The organism is Streptomyces sp. NPDC029151 (genome assembly GCF_055564315.1).
This window is the reverse complement of record NZ_JBVHWQ010000011.1, coordinates 60,937-81,128: the sequence shown is the minus strand read 5'-3', so window position 1 is coordinate 81,128 and position 20,192 is coordinate 60,937. Positions and strand designations below refer to the sequence as shown.

The window sequence follows — 20,192 nt, the reverse complement described above, 5'->3', positions numbered from 1 at the left end:
AGTGGTGCCGGGCTTCTCCGGACCCTCAACCGCAGAAGCCGACGTGCGCCAGCCGCAGTGGGCCGCGCAGTGCGAGGCGGACGTCGTGGACGCCCTCGGCGGCCAGGGCGGCGGTCACCCTGGTGTAGGAGTACGGGCCGGCCGTGGGGGTGTCCAGGGTGAGGGCCGCGAGGACCGGGCCGCCGTCCAGGGAGAGTTCCAGGGTGCCCTCGCCCGCCAGCTGAGCCGACACCTCGCTCACCCCCGTGCCGAAGTCGCAGTCGCGGTAGACCAGTTCGGCCGTCCCGCCGTGGGCCGGGGTCACCGCGTCGCCCGCCGCCTTCGTCCGGTCCACGACCGCGACACCGGACTGCTCGTCGAAACCGGCGCCCGGCAGGCCGCGCTCCCGTACCCTGCGGGGTGCCGGCGGCGGGCCCTCCAGGTGCACGGTCGTCCGCAGCCGCACGTCCGCGCTGGACGCGCCCACCAGGAGCTCGTACGGTCCCCCCTCCAGGTGCCGGCCGCCGTGCCGCACGTCCCAGAACTCCAGTGCCGCCGACGGGACCTCGAAGGAGACGGCGGCCGTCTCGCCCGGGGTGAGGGTGATCCGGCGGTGGTCCAGCAGCTCGCGGCGCGGGCGGGCCACCGACGGCTCCACCGCCCGGCCGTACAGCTGCACCACCTCGTCCGCCGTCCGGCCCCCGGTGTGGGTGACCGTGCAGCTCACCAGCACCGAGTCCGCCTCCACCCGGGCGGCCAGGCCGGCGTACCCGAACGACGCGTACGACAGGCCGTGGCCGAAGGGGAAGAGCGGGGTGCCGTCGAAGTAGAGGTAGGTCTGGCGGCTGCCGATCACGTCGTAGTCGAGGAGGTCGGGCAGGTCGGCGTCGGAGGCGTACCAGGTCTGGGGGAGGCGGCCGGCGGGGGAGACGTCGCCGGCCAGCACCCGGGCCAGGGCCGTGCCCGCCGCCTGGCCGCCGTGCGCGGTCCAGAGCGCGGCCGGCAGCCGCACCGTGTCCACCGCGTACGGGTACGCCGACACCAGCACCAGTACGGTGCGCGGGTTGGCGGCCCGGGCCGCGTGCAGCAGCCGCCGCTGGTGCTCCGGCAGCAGCAGGGTCGTACGGTCCTCGGTCTCGCGGCCGTTGATGTGCGGGTCGTTGCCCGCCACCACCACGACGACGTCGGCCCCGGCCGCCGCGCGGGCCACGGCCTCCTCGCCCCGCTCGACCGTGACGACCTCGAAGACGTCGCCCGTGTCGGCAACCTTCACGCCGTCGGCGGCGACCCGCACATGACGGCCCGTGCCCAGGTGCGTGAGGAGGTGACCCCCGCGGTGCGGTTCCAGACGGAACGTCTCCTGGACGACCCAGCCGCCGGGCTGGTCGGTGGAGGCGCGGAGGTACCCGTCCTCGGCGACCGAGAGGTAGCGGCCGTCGGGGGCGCGCAGCGTCAGCACCCCCTCGCCCCAGTCGGCCAGCGCGAACTCGGTGCCGACCGGGTCCGTCGTCAGCGGCGGCAGGTCGGTGCGGCCGGACAGCAGGGCGGGGTCCAGCGCGCCCTCGGCGGCGCGGGCCGGGCCGGGGTCCCCGGCCGGCGGCACCGACAGGAACGCCCCGGCCGCCGTCCGCAGCCGGACCCGGTCCACGCCCTCCGCGAACTCCACGCGCTCCGCGCCGAACCGCTCGTACAGGCCCTCCAGGGGCGTGGAGCGGTGGAGGAGGCCGCCGCTGTACCAGTCGAGCTTGCACTCGTCGGCGAGCAGTCCGACGACCGCGATCCGGGTGTCCGGGGCGAGGGGCAGCAGGTCGTCGTCGTTCTTCAGCAGCACGATCGCCTGCTCGGCGGCCTCCCGCGCGAGCGCCCGGTGGGCCGGGGTGTCGAACTCGCCGGTGCCCGCGTGCGGGTCGTAGTGCGGGTCGAACTCGCCGAGCCGGAAGCGGACCGAGAGCTGGCGGCGTACGGCGGTGTCGACGTCCGCCTCCGTCAGCAGGCCACGCGCCACCGCCCCCCTGACCCGCGCGGTGATCCGCGAGGAGTCCGTGCCGTGGTCCGTGAAGCTGTCCACGCCGGCCAGCAGGGCCGCCGCGGTGGCCTCCTCGTGGGTGTCGAAGTAGTGCTCGGCGTCGACCAGGTTGGACGGCGCGCCCGCGTCCGAGCAGACCAGCAGCTCCTGGTCGGTCCAGGTGCGCAACTGCTCGCGCAGGTACGGGGAGACGTGGTTGGGGCGGCCGTTGACCAGGTTGTAGGCGGGCATCACCCCGGCCACCGCCCCCGCCTCCACCGTCTCCCTGAAGGCGCGCAGATCGTACTCGTGCAGCACCCGGGGGCGTACGGAGGCCGACGAGGTGGCCCGGTCCGTCTCGTTGTTGTGCGCCAGCCAGTGCTTCAGCACGGGCGCGGTGCGCCAGTACACGGGGTGGTCCCCGCGCAGGCCCCGTGTGTACGCCGTGGCGATGGCCGAGGTCAGCTTCGGGTCCTCCGCGTAGCCCTCCTCGTTGCGGCCCCACAGCGGGTGGCGCAGCAGGTTGACCGTCGGGGACCAGACGTTGAGGCCGACCCGCTCGTCCCGGGCGCGCATCGCCCGCGCCTCCTTGGAGACCGCCTCGCCGATCCGGCGGACCAGCTCCGGGTTCCAGGTCGCGCCGAGACCGACGGCCTGGGGGAACACCGTCGCCGGGCCCATCCAGGCCACACCGTGCAGGGCCTCCTGGCCGGTCCGCCAGGCGGCGATGCCGAGCCGCTCCACGGCGGGCGTGAACTGGTGCAGGAAGGAGATCCTCTCGTCCAGGGTGAGCCGCGCCAGCAGGTCGTCGACGCGCTTCGCGAAGGGCAGGTGCGGATCGCGGAAAGGCGGCGTGGACGGCGGTTCAACGGTCACGGGCGGTTCCCCCTGCGCGGGAAGTGGGATGGCGCTTTCGAAGCGCTTCGATGCTCGGCCGACCGGTGTCGGGGTGTCAAGGTGCCGGGCCAAAACAGACCGACTTTCCACCGGCACGGCAAGGCCTGTTCACCTCCGGCCGCGTCCGCCGGGGATCGGGGGAATCTTGGGGACGGCCTCTTGTGCGCCCCCACGTGTTCACTTAACCTCGCAGCAGCTTCGAAGCGCTTCGACTGCCCGTTCCGGCAGCCGACTGCCCGCCCCGGCAGCCGCGCTTCCGCTCAGCCGGATCCACTCAAGACACCGCAGCCGACGGCCCACCGCCGGGTGTCCTGGTGCGCCATGAAGGGTTGACGCAATGACGCCGAACGCCGCCTCCGCCTCCTTTGCGCCCAGCCGGAGAAGCTCCCCGAGCAGGAGGAGCTTCCTCGCCTCCACCGCGGTCGCCACCGCGGCGGTCGCCGGCGGGACGCCGCTGCTCACCGCGTGCGGCGGTTCGGACAAGGGCTCCCGGGAGGGCACCACCTCGGGCAAGGACGCGAAGAAGATCCTTCCGGCCTACGTGGCCAGCGGTGTGGTGACGCCGGACATCCCGTCCAGGAACGGTTCGTCCATGGGCTTCACCGGCAAGCTCGACGTCGCCACCCTCAGGACCTCGGTCCCGGAGAAGCTCGGCAAGGGCGGCAAGGTCACCGTCATGTCGCCGTTCTGGGGCTCGCCGCCGAAGCAGGACAACCCCTACTACACGTCGATGAACGACCTGATCGGCGTCGACGTCCAGTGGCGCAACCAGGACGGCAACACCTACGACCAGAAGCTCGGCGCGGTCCTCGCCTCCAGCGACGTCCCGGACGTGGTGGTCGTCCCCGGCTGGAACATGATGGGCCGGATACCCAGCGCCATCATCGGCAAGTTCGCCGACCTCGGCCCGTACCTGTCCGGGGACAAGGTCAAGGAGTACCCCAACCTCGCGGCCATCCCGTCCGACGCCTGGCAGCGCTCCCTCTTCGGCGGCAGGCTGATGGGCCTGCCGCAGCCCTCCCCGTCCGTCCAGACCATCGTGCCCCTCTACCGCCGGGACGTCTTCGACAAGGAGGGCTACGAGATCCCGCGGTCCGCCGACGACTTCATGGCCCTGTGCAAGGACATCACCAACGCCCGGGCCAAGCGGTGGGCCTGCGGTGACATGAAGTGGACCGCCATGAACACCTTCGGCGTGCTCGGGGGCGGGGAGAAGCCGCTCTGGTGGAACCTGGTCGACGGCAGGCTGATCAACCGCATCGAGACCCCGGAGTACCTGGAAGCCATCGAGTGGACGCGCAAGCTGTTCGCCGCCGGAGTCGTCCACCCCGACTTCAAGCTGGGCAAGAGCCAGGCGAACGACCCCGCCCCCAAGTTCGCCGCCGGCGAGTTCCTCATCTGGAACAACAACATCGTCAACTGGTACGGCCAGCAGGCCTCCCAGGCCACCCAGAACCCCGGCTTCGAGATCTGGGGCATGGACATCTGGAACCACGACGGCGGTGACCCGACGCTGTACGCCCAGAACCCGGCCGGCATCTTCGCCTTCGTCAGCAAGAAGGCCTCCGAGGCCGTCGTCCGCGACGTGCTGGCGGTCGCCAACGTCACCGCGGCGCCGTACGGCACCAAGGAGTGGATGATGACCAACTACGGCGTCGAGGGCACCCACTACACGATCAAGGACGGCGTGCCCGTCAAGAACGACAAGGGCAACAACGAGGTCCTCAACGCGTACGTCATGGTGGCGAGCCCCGCCGCGACCACCGCCCACCCCGACCTGCCGGAGTACACCAAGGCCATGGTCGAGTGGGAGCAGCGGATGGGCGCCTTCACCAGGAAGTCGTCGTTCTGGGGCCTGCAGATCACCGAGCCCTCCCGCTACACCAACCTCGTCAACGACTTCGAGCAGCTGGAAGACGACATCATCCGCGGCCACAAGAGGATCGGCGACATGCAGCAGGCCGTCTCCGACTGGAAGAGCAGGGGCGGCGACAAGCTGCGCGACTGGTACGAGAAGCTGCTCGACGAGAACGGTCCGGCGGCGAGCTGACGGGCTTCGAGGCAAGGAGAACAGCCGTGTCCCACAGCACGGTGCCTCGGAGCGGCGCCGAGGCCGGCACGCCGGTGAAGACCCCGGTGACGTCCGCCGGCGCCCTGGGCGCCCGGACGGGGCGAGGAGCGGGGAAGCCGGGCCTCCGGCACCGGTTCAGACGCGACCGCGCCCTGATCCTCATGACCGTACCGGCCGTCGTACTCGTCCTGGTCTTCAACTACCTGCCGATCCTCGGCAACGTCGTCGCCTTCCAGGACTACGACCCCTACATCAGCGACAACGGCATCGTCTCCATGCTGAACAGCCCCTTCGTGGGCCTGGAGAACTTCCGGCGGATGTTCGAGGACCCGGCGTTCCGCAACGCCGTCGAGAACACGCTGGTGCTGTTCTTCGTCCAGCTCGTGCTGTTCTTCCCGGTACCCGTCCTGCTCGCGCTGCTCATCAACAGCGTGGTCCGGCCCCGGGTGCGGGCGGTCGCGCAGGCCGTGCTCTACCTGCCGCACTTCTTCTCCTGGGTCCTGGTCATCGCCGTCTTCCAGCAGATGTTCGGCGGCGCCGGGATGCTCTCCCAACTGCTGCGGCAGCACGGGTACGACGGCCTCGACATCATGACCGACCCGCACACCTTCCCGTTCCTGATCACCGCCCAGAGCGTGTGGAAGGACGCCGGGTGGGGGATCATCGTCTTCCTCGCCGCGCTGGCCTCGGTGCCCACGGACCTGTACGAGGCCGCCGCGATGGACGGTGCCGGACGCTGGCGCCGCATGTGGCACGTCACGCTCCCCGCCCTGCGCCCGGTGATCGCTCTGCTGCTCGTGCTGCGCGTCGGTGACGCCCTGACCGTCGGGTTCGAGCAGATCCTGCTGCAACGCGACGGCGTCGGCACGGACGCGGGCGAGGTCCTCGACACCTTCGTCTGGTGGAACGGCGTGCGCAACCAGGACTTCGGCTACGCGGCCGCCGCCGGTCTGATCAAGGGCGTGGTCAGCATCGGCCTCGTCCTCACCGCGAACAAGGTGGCCCATCTCATGGGCGAGCAGGGGGTGTACAGGAAGTGACCGCCGTCATCGACGAACCGGCGAGCCGACCGCGCCGGTGGGCCGCGCCGGACCGCCCGGCGTGGGAGGAGGAGCCCTCGAAGGCCGGCCTCGCCGGCAAGGGCATCGCCCTGTCGTTCGCCTGCCTGGCGATCCTCTTCCCGCTGTGGATCGTGATCGTCACCAGCCTCTCCTCGCGCAAGACCATCGACGAGGCGGGCGGCCTGGTGATCGTGCCCAGGGGCATCACGTTCATCGCCTACCGGGAGCTGCTCGGCGGCGGCCAGGTCACCCGGGCCGCGGTCGTCAGCGTCCTCGTCACCCTGGCCGGCACGCTCTTCTCGATGACGGTGTCCGTCCTGTGCGCCTACGGCCTGTCCCGCACCGGGTCCCTCGGCCACCGCTGGATCCTGATGGCGCTGCTGGCGACCATGTTCTTCAGCGCCGGCCTCATCCCCACCTACCTGCTGGTGCAGTCCCTGGGGCTGACGGACACCTATCTCGCGCTGATCCTGCCGAGCGCGGTGAGCGTCTTCAACATCCTGGTGCTGCGCGGCTTCTTCATGGGGATCTCCCCGGAACTCATCGACAGCGCGCGCATCGACGGCGCCGGGGACCTCCGGATCCTCCGGCAGATCGTCATGCCGCTGTCGCGGGCGGTCCTCGCGGTGATCACGCTGTTCTACGCAGTCGGGTACTGGAGCGCCTGGTTCAACGCGTCGCTGTACCTGAACGACCAGGACATGATGCCGCTGCAGAACGTCATGATCCAGCTCGTGCAGAAGCAGGAGGCGCCGGTCGGTCTGGGCCAGGCCATCAAGACCGGTCAGCTGTCGGGGCTGTCCATCCAGATGGCGGTCATGGTGATGGCGCTGCTGCCCGTCGCCGTCCTGTCGCCGTTCGTGCAGAAGCACTTCAGGAAGGGCATGCTGACCGGGGCGGTGAAGGGGTGACCGGCACGGGACCGGCCCTCGCCGACGCCACCCGGGGCCGCATCCTCTTCGGCGGCGACTACAACCCCGAGCAGTGGCCGGAGGAGACCTGGCAGGACGACGTGCGGCTGATGAAGGACGCCCACGTCAACTCGGTCACGCTCGGCGTCTTCTCCTGGGCGAGGCTCGAACCCCGGCCCGGCGCACGCGAGTTCGGCTGGCTGGACCGGCTGATGGACCTCCTGCACGCCCACCGCGTCGGCGTCGTCCTCGCCACGCCCACCTCCTCCCCGCCGCCCTGGATGGGGCGGCTGCACCCCGACACACTGCCCCGGGACGCCGACGGACGGACCGAGTGGTGGGGCGGACGCCAGCACTTCTCGCACTCCAGCGCCACCTACCGCCGGTACGCCGCCGCCATCACCGAGGACCTGGCCGCCCGCTACGGCGACCACCCGGCCCTCACCATGTGGCACATCAACAACGAGTACTGCACGTTCGACTACGGCGACGAGGCCGCCGCCGCCTTCCGCCGCTGGCTGCGGGAGCGGTACGGCACCCTCGACGCCCTCAACTCCGCCTGGGGCACCGCCTTCTGGAGTCAGGGGTACGACACCTGGGACGGCGTCCTGCCGCCCCGCCACGCCCACTACCTGAAGAACCCCGGCCAGGTGCTCGACTTCCGGCGCTTCACCTCCGACATGCTTCTGGAGTGCTTCACCGCCGAGCGGGACATCGTCCGCCGGTACAGCCCGCACCTCCCGGTCACCACCAACTTCATGCCGCTGTGGACCGGCCAGGACGGCTGGCGCTGGGCCGAGGAGGAGGACGTCGTCTCCGTCGACCTCTACCCCGACCCCCGCGACCCGCTGGGCGCGCAGCGCGGCGCCCTCGTGCAGGACCTCACCCGGTCGCAGGCGCGCGGGCCGTGGATGCTGATGGAACAGGCCGCCGGACCGGTCAACTGGCGTGGCGTGAACCACCCCAAGCCGCGCGGCCTCAACCGCCTGTGGTCCTTCCAGGCCGTCGCCCGCGGCGCCGACGCCGTCTGCTACTTCCAGTGGCGCCAGTCCCGGCAGGGCGCCGAGAAGTTCCACTCCGGGATGGTCGGCCATGCGGGGGAGGAGGGCCGCACCTTCCAGGAGGTCAGGCGGCTCGGGGAGGAACTCGCCCGGATCGGCGGCCGGGTGTCGGGCAGCGGCGTCACCGCCGACGTGGCCGTGCTGCACGACTGGCACTCCTGGTGGGCCGGTGACCACGAGGGCCGGCTGTCGGCACGGGTGGAGCTGCCGGAGGTGCTCACCGCCTGGCACCGGGCCCTGTGGGAGGCCCACCTCACCACCGACTTCGCGCACCCCGGACACGACCTGTCCGGCTACCGGCTCGTCGTCGCCCCGCAGCTGTACCTGCTCACCGACGCCGCCGTCACCAACCTCCTCGCGTACGTCCGCGGCGGCGGCACCCTGGTCTGCGGCTTCCTCACCGGGGTCGCCGACGAGGACGACCGGATCCGGCCCGGCGGCATGGACGCCCGGCTGCGCGAGCTGTTCGGCATCCGCACCCTGCACGAGTGGTGGCCGCTGGAGGCGGGAGAGACCGTGGCCTGCGAGGGCTTTTGCGGGACGCTGTGGTCGGAGGAGATCGAGCCGGAGCCCGGCGCCGCCGAGACCGTGCCGTACCGGGGCGGCGAACTGGACGGGCTGCCCGCCGTGCTGCGCCGGGGCCGCGCCTGGTACCTCTCCACGCTGCCCGAGCCGGAGGCGCTGCGCACCCTGCTGACCCGCATCGCCGACGGCGCGGGCGTACGGCCGGTGCTGGACGGGCTGCCGGCGGGCGTGGAGGCGGTGCGCCGGGGCGAGCTGCTGTTCCTGCTCAACCACGGGCGGGAACCGGTCACCGTCCAGGTCCCCGGGGCCCGTCGCGAGCTGCTCGGCGGCACGGACGTCACGGGCGGGATCACCCTCGGCCGCTACGGCGTGGCGGTGCTGCGGTCATGAGCCGGACGCCGGTCCACGGCACCTGGGAACCCGCCCCGGCCGCCCGCTGGGAGGACGCCTTCCTGAGCGGGAACGGCCACCACGGCGTCCTCGTGTCCGGTGATCCGGACGATGAGCGGGTGATCGTCACCCATCACCGTCTGGTGCGCCCCAACGGAGGCGAGCACGCCCGTCCGCCCCGGCTGGCCGCCGGACTCCCCGCACTCCAGGACCGGCTGCTCGCCGGTGATCTCACGGCCGCCGAGAGTTTCACCGACGGCCGCCCGCCGCAGTGGGTGCAGCCCTTCCACCCCGCCTTCCGGGTCCGGGTGCGGGGAGCGGCCGGCGGCCACCGCGGAGGCTTCCGCCGAGCCGTCGACTTCACCAGCGGCGAGGTCACCGCGGTCCGCGCCAAAGCCGGCAGCCGGGTCTTCGTCTCCCGCGCGGACGACGTGATCGTGCACGAGGTCACCGGCGACGACCTCGACATCCGCCTGGACCACCGGCTGCCCGGCGCCCCGGCCGGCCTGCGCGTCGGCCACGGCACGCTGCTCACCCCCGAGGGCGCCCTGCTCAGCCTGCGCGCCCGCTACCCCGACAGCGACCGCGCCTACACCGGTGTGACCCTGGTCGCCGTCTCCGGCGGCCGGACCGAACTCGTCCCGCCGGGCGTCCGCGTCACCGGCGCCCGCTCGGTGCTGCTGCTCACCCGGGTGCGCCGGCACACCGGCGAGGCGGACGTGATCGCCGAGGCCCGGCAGCTCCAGGCCCTGCTCGACGACACCGACCGGCCGTACGACAGCCTGCTCGCCCGCCACCTGGACCGGCACCGCACCGCCTACCTCCGGGTCTCGCTCGACCTCGGCGCCGACCCGGCCGAGCGCGCCCTGCCCGGTTCCGAACTGCTGGCCCGCCCGCACAGCCCGGCCCTGCTGGAGCGGCTCTTCGCCGCCGGCCGCTACCACCTGCTCTCCTGCAGCGGCCTGCTGCCGCCCCGGCTCACCGGACTGTGGACGGGCGACTGGGACACGGCCTGGTCGGGCGCGTTCACCACCAACGCCAACCTCAATCTCCAGACGGCCTCCGCACCCGCCGCCGCCCTGCCGGAGGTCACCGAGGCGCTGGCCGCGCTGGTCGAGCGGCAGCTGCCGGACTGGCGGGCCAACGCCCGCGCGATCTTCGGCACCCGGGGCGCCGTCGCGCCCTCGCACACCGACGGCGAGTCCGGGCTGACGTACCACTTCAGCCGCGCGTACCCGCTGCACCTGTGGACCGCCGGCGCGGACTGGCTGCTCAAACCGCTGGTCGACCACGACGAGATCCGCGGCGAGCAGGACCCGCGCACCGCCGCCGCCCTCGCCGAGGCGGCCCTCTTCTACGAGGACTTCCTCACCCGCACCGACCCCGACGGCCACCTGGTCGTCGTCCCCTCCTACTCGCCGGAGAACCGTCCGGCGGGCGGCAGCTGGGGCGCGGTCAACGCGGCGATGGACCTCTCCGCCGCCCGCCACACTCTGCTCACCGCCGCCCGCTACCACCCCGGGCACGCGGACGGATGGCGGGCGCTCGCCGACCGGCTGCCCCCGCACCGGACCAACGCCGACGGCGCCCTCGCCGAATGGGCCTGGCCCGGGCTGGACGACACCTACGACCACCGCCACCTCAGCCATCTGTACGGCGTCTGGCCGCTGGAGGAGATCACCCCCCACGACACCCCGCGCCTGGCCGCCGCCGCCCACCGGGCGCTCACCCTGCGCGGCACCGAGAACGACTCCGCCCACGGCCATCTCCACCACGCCCTGGTCGCCGCCCGCCTGGGGGACCGGCACCGGGCCGCCGACGCCCTGCGCCGGGTGCTCGACGGCGACTACTTCCACGCCTCCCTGATGAGCGCCCACTACCCGCGCCGGGACGTCTACAACGCGGACGCCGCGCACGCCCTGCCCGGTGTGCTGATCGAGCTGCTCGTCCAGTCCACCCCGGACCGGCTCGTCCTGCTGCCCGCCGTCCCGGACAGCTGCCCGCGCGGCGAACTGCGCGGTGTGCGCACCCGGTTCGGCGCGGAGATCGACCTCGCCTGGGACCCGGAGGGCGCCCGGGCCGTCGTACGCCCCCACCGCACCGGCCGCGTCGAACTGCGGACTTCCTCCGGCGCCGAGCCGCTCGACCTCGTCGCCGGAGAAGACCGCGTCCTCACCCTGGGGGCGCGGTGACCGGATCGACTCCCCCCACCCATGGAAGGGACCCCATGGCAACACGCACGCCGAGCAGGCTCGCCACGGCCCTGCTGGCCCCCGCCCTCGCCCTCGGCGCCACCGTCGCCCTCGCCTCGGCGCCCGCCTCCGCCGCCGTCTGGAACTCCTGCGACCAGTGGGGCAACACCACGCTGAACGGCTACACCCTCTACAACAACATCTGGGGCTCCGGCGCCGGCAGCCAGTGCGTCTGGGCCAACTCCGGCACCAACTGGGGCGTGTGGGCGAACCACCCCGACACCGGCGGGATCAAGTCCTACCCCGACGCCAAGAAGGTGATCAACAAGCCGATCACCTCGCTGGCCTCGCTCACCAGCAGCTACAACGTCACCGTCCCGTCGTCCGGCGCGTACAACACGTCGTACGACATCTGGGACACCGACCACGACTACGAGATCATGCTCTGGGTCAACAGGACCGGAGCCGTCGGCCCGCTCGGCACCTCGCAGGGCAACGTGACGCTGGGCGGCCACACGTGGACCGTCTACAAGGGCGACAACGGCGCGAACGACGTCTTCTCCTTCGTGCGCACCTCCAACTCCGCCTCCGGCACGGTCGACATCCTGCCGATCCTGAAGTGGATCAAGAACACCAAGGGCTGGTTCGGCAACGAGACCATCGGTGACGTCCAGTTCGGCTACGAGATCACCTCGTCGTCCGGCGGCCTGAACTTCACCACCAACAACCTCACGGTCAGCAGCAGCTGATCCGGTGCGGCCGGCTCCCCTCCCGGGGGTCGGCCCCCCGAGGGAGACGTCAGGTCGCGGCCGGGGCCGGCCCGGAACTCGCCCGGACCGTCAGCTCGGGCGCGAGCAGCACGACCTCGTCGCCGTCCCGCCCCTCCAGCTTGGCCACGAGCCGCTCCACGGCGTGCCGGCCCATCTCCTGGGCCGGGACGGCCACGGAGGTCAGCCGCACGGAGGCCTGCACCGCGACCTGGTCCGGGCAGATCGCGACCACCGACACGTCCTCCGGCACCGCCCGGCCCTGCTGGCGCAGCAGCGCGAGCAGCGGCTCCACCGCCGACTCGTTCTGCACCACGAAGCCGGTCGTCCCCGGCCGCTCGTCGAAGATCCGGGACAGGGTGAGGGCCATCGCGTCGTACCCGCCCTCGCACGGCCGGTGCAGCACCCGCAGGTCCGACGCGCGGGCCCGGGCGCGCAGTCCGTCGAGGGTGCGTTCGGCGAAGCCGGTGTGCCGCTCGTAGACCGCCGGGGCCTCACCGATGACCGCGATGTCCCGGTGGCCGAGCCCCGCCAGGTGCTCCACGCACAGCGCGCCGGTCGCGCTCCAGTCCAGGTCCACGCAGGTCAGGCCGGTGGTGTCGGCGGGCAGGCCGATGAGGACGGAGGGCTGGTCGTCCCCCGGTCCCGACTTCGCCCGGCCGGCGGCGCCTCCACCCCGCAGCAGGGGCAGCCGCTCGTCCTCCAGCTCGACGTCCATCAGGATCATCGCGTCGGCCAGCCCGCTGCCGGTGACCCGGCGCACCGCGTCCGGGCCCTCCTCGCCGGTGAGCAGCAGGACGTCGTACCCGTGCGTCCGGGCGGTGGTGGTCACCGCCATGGCGATCTCCATCATCACCGGCACGTACATGTCGGTGCGCAGCGGGACCATCAGCGCGATGATGTTGGACCGCTTGCCGGCCAGGGCACGGGCGCCCGCGTTCGGGTGGTACCCCAGTTCCCGGATGCTCCGCTCGACCCGCTGCCGGGTGGCCGCGGAGATGGACCGCTTGCCGCTGAGGACATAGCTCACCGTGCTCGCCGAGACTCCGGCGTGCTGGGCGACCTCGGCGAGGGTGACCATCCGGCTCTCCAGGCTCTGTGAAGCGCTTCGACACAGCGCTTTGCGGACACGGGGTGAGTAAAGGTGGCATCGACAGTAGCCTCAGCCAGGGCGGGTGTCCAGAGCGAGTCGAAGCGCTTCGACACCCTTCCCGTCCTCCGGTGGTCGGAAGCCCCTCCCGCGCGGATCCCCGACACCCGTCCGGCCCAAGCCGCCCGGTGACGGCACACCCGCCTCCGGACGGGGACGGACCCCGCGGCCCCCAAGGGTTCCGGACGCCTGCGCGGCGCGTCCCGCCCGGCCGCCGCCGCCCGGGCGGGACGCGCGAGGGGTGGTGGGACCGCCCCGTTTCGGGTACCAACGATCCAGTAGCACCGGTCGGTAACGCACGGTCCCAGTCGTCCCCCTTCGCGGCGAGGTGAGGCTCCCATGTCCGCCACCACCACCCCACGCACCACCGTCACCGAGCGCGAGTCCCGCCAGGTGGCGGAGGCCGCCAGGGAACAGGACTGGCGCAAGCCCAGCTTCGCCAAGGAACTGTTCCTCGGACGCTTCCGGCTCGACCTCATCCACCCGCACCCGCTGCCCGACGACGAGTCCGTCCGGCGCGGCGAGGAGTTCCTGGCGAAGCTCCGCGCGTTCTGCGAGACGGCGATCGACCCCGCCCGCATCGAACGCGAGGCCCGCATCCCCGACGAGGTCGTGGCGGGCCTGAAGGAGCTCGGCGCGCTCGGCATGAAGATCGACCCCAAGTACGGCGGTCTCGGCCTCACCCAGCTCTACTACAACAAGGCCCTCGCGCTCGTCGGCTCCGTCAGCCCCGCCGTCGGCGCGCTGCTCTCCGCCCACCAGTCGATCGGCGTACCGCAGCCGCTGAAGATGTTCGGCACCCAGGAACAGAAGGACGCCTTCCTGCCCCGCTGCGCCCGCACCGACATCTCCGCGTTCCTGCTCACCGAGCCGGACGTGGGCTCCGACCCGGCCCGCCTCGCCACCACGGCCGTCCCCGACGGCGACGACTACGTCCTCGACGGCGTGAAGCTGTGGACCACCAACGGGGTGGTCGCCGACCTGCTCGTGGTCATGGCCCGGGTGCCGAAGTCCGAGGGCCACAAGGGCGGCATCACCGCGTTCGTGGTGGAGGCCACCGCCGAGGGCGTCACCGTCGAGAACCGCAACGCCTTCATGGGGCTGCGCGGCATCGAGAACGGCGTGACCCGCTTCCACCGGGTCCGGGTCCCGGCCGCCCACCGGATCGGTCCCGAGGGCGCGGGCCTGAAGATCGCGCTGACGACGCTGAACACCGGACGGCTGTCGCTGCCCGCGATGTGCGCCGGCGCCGGCAAGTGGTGTCTGAAGATCGCCCGCGAGTGGGCGGCCGAGCGCGAGCAGTGGGGCAAGCCGGTCGCGCTGCACGAGGCCGTCGGCTCGAAGATCGCGTTCATCGCGGCCACGACCTTCGCCCTGGAGGCCGTCCTCGACCTGTCCTCCCAGATGGCCGACGAGGACCGCAACGACATCCGCATCGAGGCCGCCCTCGCCAAGCTGTACGGCTCCGAGATGGCCTGGAAGATGGCCGACGAACTGGTCCAGATCCGCGGCGGGCGCGGATACGAGACGGCCGAGTCGCTGCGGGCGCGCGGCGAGCGCCCGGTCCCGGCCGAGCAGATCCTGCGCGACCTGCGCATCAACCGCATCTTCGAGGGCTCCACGGAGATCATGCACCTGCTGATCGCCCGCGAGGCCGTCGACGCCCACCTCTCGGTCGCCGGTGACCTCATCGACCCCGACAAGCCGCTGTCCGCCAAGGCGAGGGCGGGCGCGAACGCGGGCGTCTTCTACGCCAAGTGGCTGCCGAGGCTGGTCGCCGGACCGGGTCAGCTGCCCACGGCGTACGGCGAGTTCAAGCACGGCATCGACCTCTCCGGGCACCTGCGCTACGTCGAGCGCACGGCCCGCAAGCTCGCCCGCTCCACCTTCTACGCCATGTCCCGCTGGCAGGGCCGGATGGAGACCAAGCAGGGCTTCCTCGGCCGGATCGTGGACATCGGCGCCGAACTGTTCGCGATGAGCGCGGCCTGTGTCCGCGCCGAGCGGCTGTGGCGGGAGGGCGAGCACGGCCGCGAGGCCTACCAGCTCGCCGACGCCTTCTGCCGGCAGGCCCGCATCCGCGCGGAAGAACTCTTCGACCGGCTGTGGACCAACACCGACGAACTGGACCGCAAGGTGGTCAAGGGCGTCCTCGGCGGGGCCTACACCTGGCTGGAGGAGGGCATCCTCGACCCCTCGGGCGAGGGCCCGTGGATCGCCGACGCGACCCCCGGCCCCTCCACCCGCGACAACGCCCGCCGTCCGTTCGCGAGCCCGTCCGGCGGTCCGGACGGCGCCGGCGGCTAGCAGTACGTGTCGCTCGGGTCCCGCGTCGTCCACGAGCAGCTGTCGACCTTGCCGCCGCTCGCCCTGGTCAGGGTCGCCGTGTCCTTGTCGTTGTTCCAGACGTAGGCACGGCGGCCCTGGTACTTGTCCGACGCGGTGTCCGAGCCGCTGCCGGTGTGGATCTTCAGGTACTTCCCGGCGCCGATCTTGACGTTCGGGAAGACGTACTTGTGGTTGGAGGCGTCCTTCAGCACCCAGCCCTTGAGCGAGACGGCGGCGCCGCTGGTGTTCTTGAGCTGCACCCACTCGGCGTTCAGACTCTTGTTGGAGCGGTTGTCGCTGCCGGGGCTGTCGAACCACACGTGGTGGATCCGCACGCCCCCGGCGGCCTCGGCCGGGGAGCTGAGCAGGGTGCCGGTGAGCAGGGCCGCGCCGGCGAGAGCGGGCAGGGCCGTGCTGATGCGCACAGTACGCATGGAGAGATCCCCCCAGGATGTCGTCCGCGAATCGTGTGGAACGAAGTGTTATCACATGATCTTCACGGCGGCTCCACAACGTCGGGGGAGGCACTCGGCCGGGGGACGCGCCGTCCGGACCCTCACCGCTTGCGGCCACAATGGGGGGATGACCGACAGTCCCGCCCATCCGGCCCCCCTCGCCGACCCGCACCTCGTCTACGACCCCGTCGCCGGCGACGGTCCCAAGGACGTGGTGATCCTCGGCTCCACCGGATCCATCGGCACCCAGGCCATCGACCTCGTGCTGCGCAACCCCGACCGCTTCCGGGTGACCGCCCTGTCCGCGAACGGCGGCCGGGTCGCCCTCCTCGCCGAGCAGGCCCGCCGGCTGCGGGTGCGGACCGTCGCGGTCGCCCGCGAGGACGTCGTACCCGCGCTGCGCGAGGCGCTCGCCGCGGAGTACGGGCCGGGGGAGCCGCTGCCCGAGATCCTCGCCGGACCCGATGCGGCCACCCGGGTCGCCGCCTCGGACTGCCACACCGTGCTCAACGGCATCACCGGCTCCATCGGCCTCGCGCCGACCCTCGCCGCCCTGGAGGCGGGCCGCACCCTCGCGCTCGCCAACAAGGAGTCGCTGATCGTCGGCGGCCCGCTGGTCACCGCGCTCGCCAAGCCCGGCCAGATCATCCCGGTGGACTCTGAGCACGCCGCCCTCTTCCAGGCGCTGGCCGCGGGCACCCGGGCCGACGTCCGCAAGCTCGTCGTCACCGCCTCCGGCGGCCCCTTCCGCGGCCGCACCAGGGCCGAGCTGGCGCACGTCACCGTCGCGGACGCACTCGCCCACCCCACCTGGGCCATGGGCCCGGTGATCACGGTGAACTCCGCGACCCTGGTCAACAAGGGACTGGAGGTCATCGAGGCACACCTCCTCTACGACATTCCCTTCGACCGCATTGAGGTGGTCGTGCACCCCCAGTCGTATGTCCACTCGATGGTCGAGTTCACCGACGGATCCACGATCGCCCAGGCGACGCCCCCCGACATGCGCGGGCCGATCGCCATCGGCCTGGGCTGGCCCGAACGCGTCCCCGACGCGGCGCCCGCCTTCGACTGGAGCAAGGCCTCCACCTGGGAGTTCTTCCCCCTGGACAACGAGGCCTTCCCCTCGGTGGACCTCGCCCGGCACGTGGGGCGGCTCGCGGGCACGGCCCCGGCGGTGTTCAATGCCGCCAACGAGGAGTGCGTCGCGGCCTTCCTGAGCGGCGCGCTGCCCTTCAACGGGATCATGGAGACCGTCACCCGGGTGGTGGAGGAGCACGGCACCCCGGTCACGGGAACCTCACTCACGGTGTCGGACGTCCTCGAAGCGGAGACCTGGGCAAGGGCCCGGGCCCGCGAACTCACAGCCACGACGGCGACCGCGGAGGCGCGTGCATGACGACCTTGATGTTCATCCTCGGCATAGTGGTCTTCGCGGTGGGCCTGCTCGTCTCGATCGCGTGGCACGAGCTGGGGCACCTGTCCACGGCCAAGCTCTTCGGCATCCGCGTCCCGCAGTACATGGTCGGCTTCGGCCCGACCATCTGGTCGCGGAAGAAGGGCGACACCGAGTACGGCATCAAGGCGATCCCGCTCGGCGGCTACATCCGCATGATCGGGATGTTCCCGCCCGACGACTCCGGCCGGGTCACCGCCCGCTCCACCTCCCCGTGGCGCGGCATGATCGAGGACGCCCGCTCGGCGGCCTTCGAGGAACTCCGGCCCGGTGACGAGACGCGCATGTTCTACACGCGCAAACCGTGGAAGCGGGTCATCGTCATGTTCGCGGGCCCCTTCATGAACCTGGTGCTGGCGGTCGGCCTCTTCCTCACCGTGCTGATGGGCTTCGGCATCCAGCAGGAGACCACCACCGTCGAGTCCGTCTCGCCCTGCGTGATCGCGCAGAGCCAGCACCGCGACAGCTGCAGGAAGTCCGACCCGGCCTCCCCGGCCGCGGACGCCGGCATGAAGGCGGGCGACAGGATCGTCTCCTTCGCCGGCGTGCCGACGGAGAACTGGAACGCCCTCTCGGACCTGATCCGCGGACACGCCGGCAAGGACGTGCCGATCGTGGTCGACCGGCACGGCCGGCAGGTCACCCTGCACGCGAAGATCGCCACCAACCAGGTCGCCAAGAAGGACTCCAGCGGCTCCTACGTCCAGGGCGAGTACGTCAAGGCCGGCTTCCTCGGCTTCAGCCCGGCCCGCGGTGTCGTCAAACAGGACTTCGGCCAGTCCGTGACCTGGATGACCGACCGGGTCGGCGACGCCGTCGACTCCCTCGTGGACCTGCCCGGCAAGATCCCCGCCCTGTGGGACGCCGCCTTCGGCGACGGCCCGCGCGAACCGGACTCCCCGATGGGCATCGTCGGCGCGGCCCGGGTCACCGGCGAGATCGCCACCCTGGACATCCCGGCCTCGCAGCAGCTGGCCATGGCCGTGTTCGTGGTCGCCGGGTTCAACCTGTCCCTGTTCCTGTTCAACATGCTCCCGCTGCTCCCGCTCGACGGCGGGCACATCGCGGGCGCCCTGTGGGAGTCGCTCCGGCGGAACGTGGCCCGGGTGCTGCGCCGGCCCGACCCCGGCCCGTTCGACGTCGCCAAGCTCATGCCGGTGGCGTACGTGGTGGCCGGGATCTTCGTCTGCTTCACCGTCCTGGTGCTGATCGCCGACGTGGTGAACCCGGTGAAAATCTCCTAGCGACCCGGTGTTCGGCGCGGCCCGGAACCCCCCGGTTCCGGGCCGCATCCCATCGGGTGTGTTTACGGGAGGGATGTGCTGACGCCCGGCCCGGTGCCGTAATCTCGAAGCCTGGAGCCCGCCGTTCACGGGACCGGACCTTGATCCACGACTTGGGGTTGCACAGCAGATGACTGCGATTTCTCTCGGCATGCCGTCCGTTCCGACCAAGCTCGCCGAGCGCCGCAAGAGCCGGCAGATCCAGGTCGGAAGCGTGGCGGTCGGCGGGGACGCGCCGGTCTCGGTCCAGTCGATGACCACGACCCGTACGTCCGACATCGGCGCCACCCTCCAGCAGATCGCCGAGCTGACCGCGTCCGGCTGCCAGATCGTCCGCGTCGCCTGCCCCACCCAGGACGACGCCGACGCCCTCGCCACCATCGCGCGCAAGTCGCAGATCCCGGTGATCGCGGACATCCACTTCCAGCCCAAGTACGTCTTCGCGGCCATCGAGGCCGGCTGCGCCGCGGTCCGCGTGAACCCCGGCAACATCAAGCAGTTCGACGACAAGGTCAAGGAGATCGCCAAGGCCGCCAAGGACCACGGCACCCCGATCCGCATCGGCGTCAACGCCGGCTCACTGGACCGCCGGCTGCTCCAGAAGTACGGCAAGGCCACCCCGGAGGCGCTGGTCGAGTCCGCGCTGTGGGAGGCGTCGCTGTTCGAGGAGCACGACTTCCGGGACATCAAGATCTCCGTCAAGCACAACGACCCGGTCGTGATGATCGAGGCCTACCGCCAGCTCGCCGAGCAGTGCGACTACCCCCTCCACCTCGGCGTCACGGAGGCCGGCCCCGCCTTCCAGGGCACGATCAAGTCGGCGGTCGCCTTCGGCGCCCTGCTCTCCCAGGGCATCGGCGACACCATCCGCGTCTCGCTGAGCGCGCCGCCCGCCGAGGAGGTCAAGGTCGGCATCCAGATCCTGGAGTCCCTGAACCTCCGCCAGCGCGGCCTGGAGATCGTCTCCTGCCCCTCCTGCGGCCGCGCCCAGGTCGACGTCTACAAGCTCGCCGAAGAGGTCACCGCCGGCCTCACCGGCATGGACGTCCCCCTCCGCGTCGCCGTCATGGGCTGCGTCGTCAACGGCCCCGGCGAGGCCCGCGAGGCCGACCTCGGCGTCGCCTCCGGCAACGGCAAGGGCCAGATCTTCGTCAAGGGCGAGGTCATCAAGACCGTCCCCGAGTCCAAGATCGTGGAGACCCTCATCGAGGAGGCCATGAAGCTGGCGGAACAGATGGAGTCCGAGGGCGTGGCTTCCGGCGAACCGTCGGTCTCTGTGGCGGGCTGACCTCTCCAGCGCCAGTGGGGCCCCGCCCCCGAAGGGACCCGGGGAATCCGGCGACCGGCCAGCTCGGGCGCGGGGCCGCGTGGCTCCGGGGCCGGGATACGGTCGGCCAGCTTGCGCGCGCGGCCGCCCGACTGCCGAGGCTTCGGGGCCGGAGTGCGGCTGGTGGGCTTCCGTGCGGGGCTGCTGGAAGAGCGGGGCTGCGGGGCCGGAAGGCGGTCGGCTGGCTTCCGTGCGGGGCCGCCCGACTGTCGAAGCTCCGGGGCGGAGTGCGGCTGGTGGGTCCCACGCGGGGCCGCCCGACTGCCGAGGCTTCGGGGCGGAGTGCGGCTGGTGGGCTTCCGCGCGGGGCTGCTGGAAGAGCGTGGCTGCGGGG

13 protein-coding genes are annotated in these 20,192 nt (G+C 71.9%); 10 read left to right on the top strand and 3 right to left on the bottom strand.

Annotated features, from left to right (window positions below; translation table 11 throughout):
- Window positions 1–25: 25 nt before the first annotated feature.
- Window positions 26–2,860, bottom strand: a complete 2,835-nt coding sequence (locus ACZ4VF_RS32180; protein WP_467930431.1) for a glycoside hydrolase family 3 C-terminal domain-containing protein — start codon at window positions 2,858–2,860, stop codon at window positions 26–28.
- Between the two features lie 358 nt (window positions 2,861–3,218).
- Between ACZ4VF_RS32180 and ACZ4VF_RS32175 the strand changes: the two genes are divergently transcribed.
- The 6 genes from ACZ4VF_RS32175 to ACZ4VF_RS32150 are packed head-to-tail and all read left to right on the top strand — an operon-like array spanning window position 3,219 to window position 11,841.
- Window positions 3,219–4,931 carry an extracellular solute-binding protein gene (locus tag ACZ4VF_RS32175; protein WP_467930429.1) on the top strand — a complete coding sequence of 571 codons (1,713 nt, stop codon included), beginning with the start codon at window positions 3,219–3,221 and terminating at the stop codon, window positions 4,929–4,931.
- A 26-nt stretch (window positions 4,932–4,957) separates the two neighbouring features.
- Window positions 4,958–5,992, top strand: a complete 1,035-nt coding sequence (locus ACZ4VF_RS32170; RefSeq protein WP_467930428.1) for an ABC transporter permease — start codon at window positions 4,958–4,960, stop codon at window positions 5,990–5,992.
- The gene (locus ACZ4VF_RS32165; protein WP_467930426.1) at window positions 5,989–6,924 is read left to right on the top strand and encodes a carbohydrate ABC transporter permease; all 936 of its coding nucleotides are present in this window, start codon (window positions 5,989–5,991) and stop codon (window positions 6,922–6,924) included. Before ACZ4VF_RS32170 ends, ACZ4VF_RS32165 begins: the two co-directional genes overlap by 4 nt.
- Window positions 6,921–8,900, top strand: coding sequence for a beta-galactosidase (locus ACZ4VF_RS32160; RefSeq protein ID WP_467930425.1), 1,980 nt, complete (start codon window positions 6,921–6,923; stop codon window positions 8,898–8,900). The genes ACZ4VF_RS32165 and ACZ4VF_RS32160 overlap by 4 nt, the downstream gene beginning before the upstream one ends.
- The gene (locus tag ACZ4VF_RS32155; protein ID WP_467930424.1) at window positions 8,897–11,092 is read left to right on the top strand and encodes a glycosyl hydrolase family 95 catalytic domain-containing protein; all 2,196 of its coding nucleotides are present in this window, start codon (window positions 8,897–8,899) and stop codon (window positions 11,090–11,092) included. The genes ACZ4VF_RS32160 and ACZ4VF_RS32155 overlap by 4 nt, the downstream gene beginning before the upstream one ends.
- A 35-nt stretch (window positions 11,093–11,127) precedes the next feature.
- Window positions 11,128–11,841, top strand: a complete 714-nt coding sequence (locus ACZ4VF_RS32150; protein WP_467930422.1) for a glycoside hydrolase family 12 protein — start codon at window positions 11,128–11,130, stop codon at window positions 11,839–11,841.
- A gap of 49 nt (window positions 11,842–11,890) precedes the next feature.
- Here the strand turns inward: ACZ4VF_RS32150 and ACZ4VF_RS32145 are convergent, their stop codons facing one another.
- Window positions 11,891–12,940 (bottom strand): LacI family DNA-binding transcriptional regulator, encoded by a 1,050-nt coding sequence (locus ACZ4VF_RS32145; RefSeq protein ID WP_467930421.1) that lies wholly within the window; start codon window positions 12,938–12,940, stop codon window positions 11,891–11,893.
- A gap of 408 nt (window positions 12,941–13,348) precedes the next feature.
- Here ACZ4VF_RS32145 and ACZ4VF_RS32140 point away from each other — a divergent pair, with 408 nt between their 5' ends.
- Entirely contained in the window at window positions 13,349–15,316 is a 1,968-nt protein-coding gene (locus ACZ4VF_RS32140; protein WP_467930420.1) for an acyl-CoA dehydrogenase family protein, read from the top strand.
- Here the strand turns inward: ACZ4VF_RS32140 and ACZ4VF_RS32135 are convergent.
- Window positions 15,313–15,771: a lamin tail domain-containing protein gene (locus ACZ4VF_RS32135; protein WP_467930418.1), complete on the bottom strand. Its 459-nt coding sequence runs from the start codon at window positions 15,769–15,771 to the stop codon at window positions 15,313–15,315. The two genes, ACZ4VF_RS32140 and ACZ4VF_RS32135, sit on opposite strands and share 4 nt — an antisense overlap.
- A 148-nt stretch (window positions 15,772–15,919) precedes the next feature.
- On the opposite strand from ACZ4VF_RS32135, the gene dxr reads away from it, so the two are divergent.
- The 3 genes from dxr to ispG all read left to right on the top strand — a co-directional run bounded on the left by dxr (window position 15,920) and on the right by ispG (window position 19,819).
- The gene (dxr, locus tag ACZ4VF_RS32130; protein WP_467930417.1) at window positions 15,920–17,191 is read left to right on the top strand and encodes a 1-deoxy-D-xylulose-5-phosphate reductoisomerase; all 1,272 of its coding nucleotides are present in this window, start codon (window positions 15,920–15,922) and stop codon (window positions 17,189–17,191) included.
- Window positions 17,188–18,492, top strand: a complete 1,305-nt coding sequence (locus ACZ4VF_RS32125; protein ID WP_467930416.1) for a M50 family metallopeptidase — start codon at window positions 17,188–17,190, stop codon at window positions 18,490–18,492. Before dxr ends, ACZ4VF_RS32125 begins: the two co-directional genes overlap by 4 nt.
- A 169-nt stretch (window positions 18,493–18,661) precedes the next feature.
- The gene (gene ispG / locus ACZ4VF_RS32120; protein WP_467930414.1) at window positions 18,662–19,819 is read left to right on the top strand and encodes a flavodoxin-dependent (E)-4-hydroxy-3-methylbut-2-enyl-diphosphate synthase; all 1,158 of its coding nucleotides are present in this window, start codon (window positions 18,662–18,664) and stop codon (window positions 19,817–19,819) included.
- The last annotated feature ends 373 nt before the right edge of the window (window positions 19,820–20,192 follow it).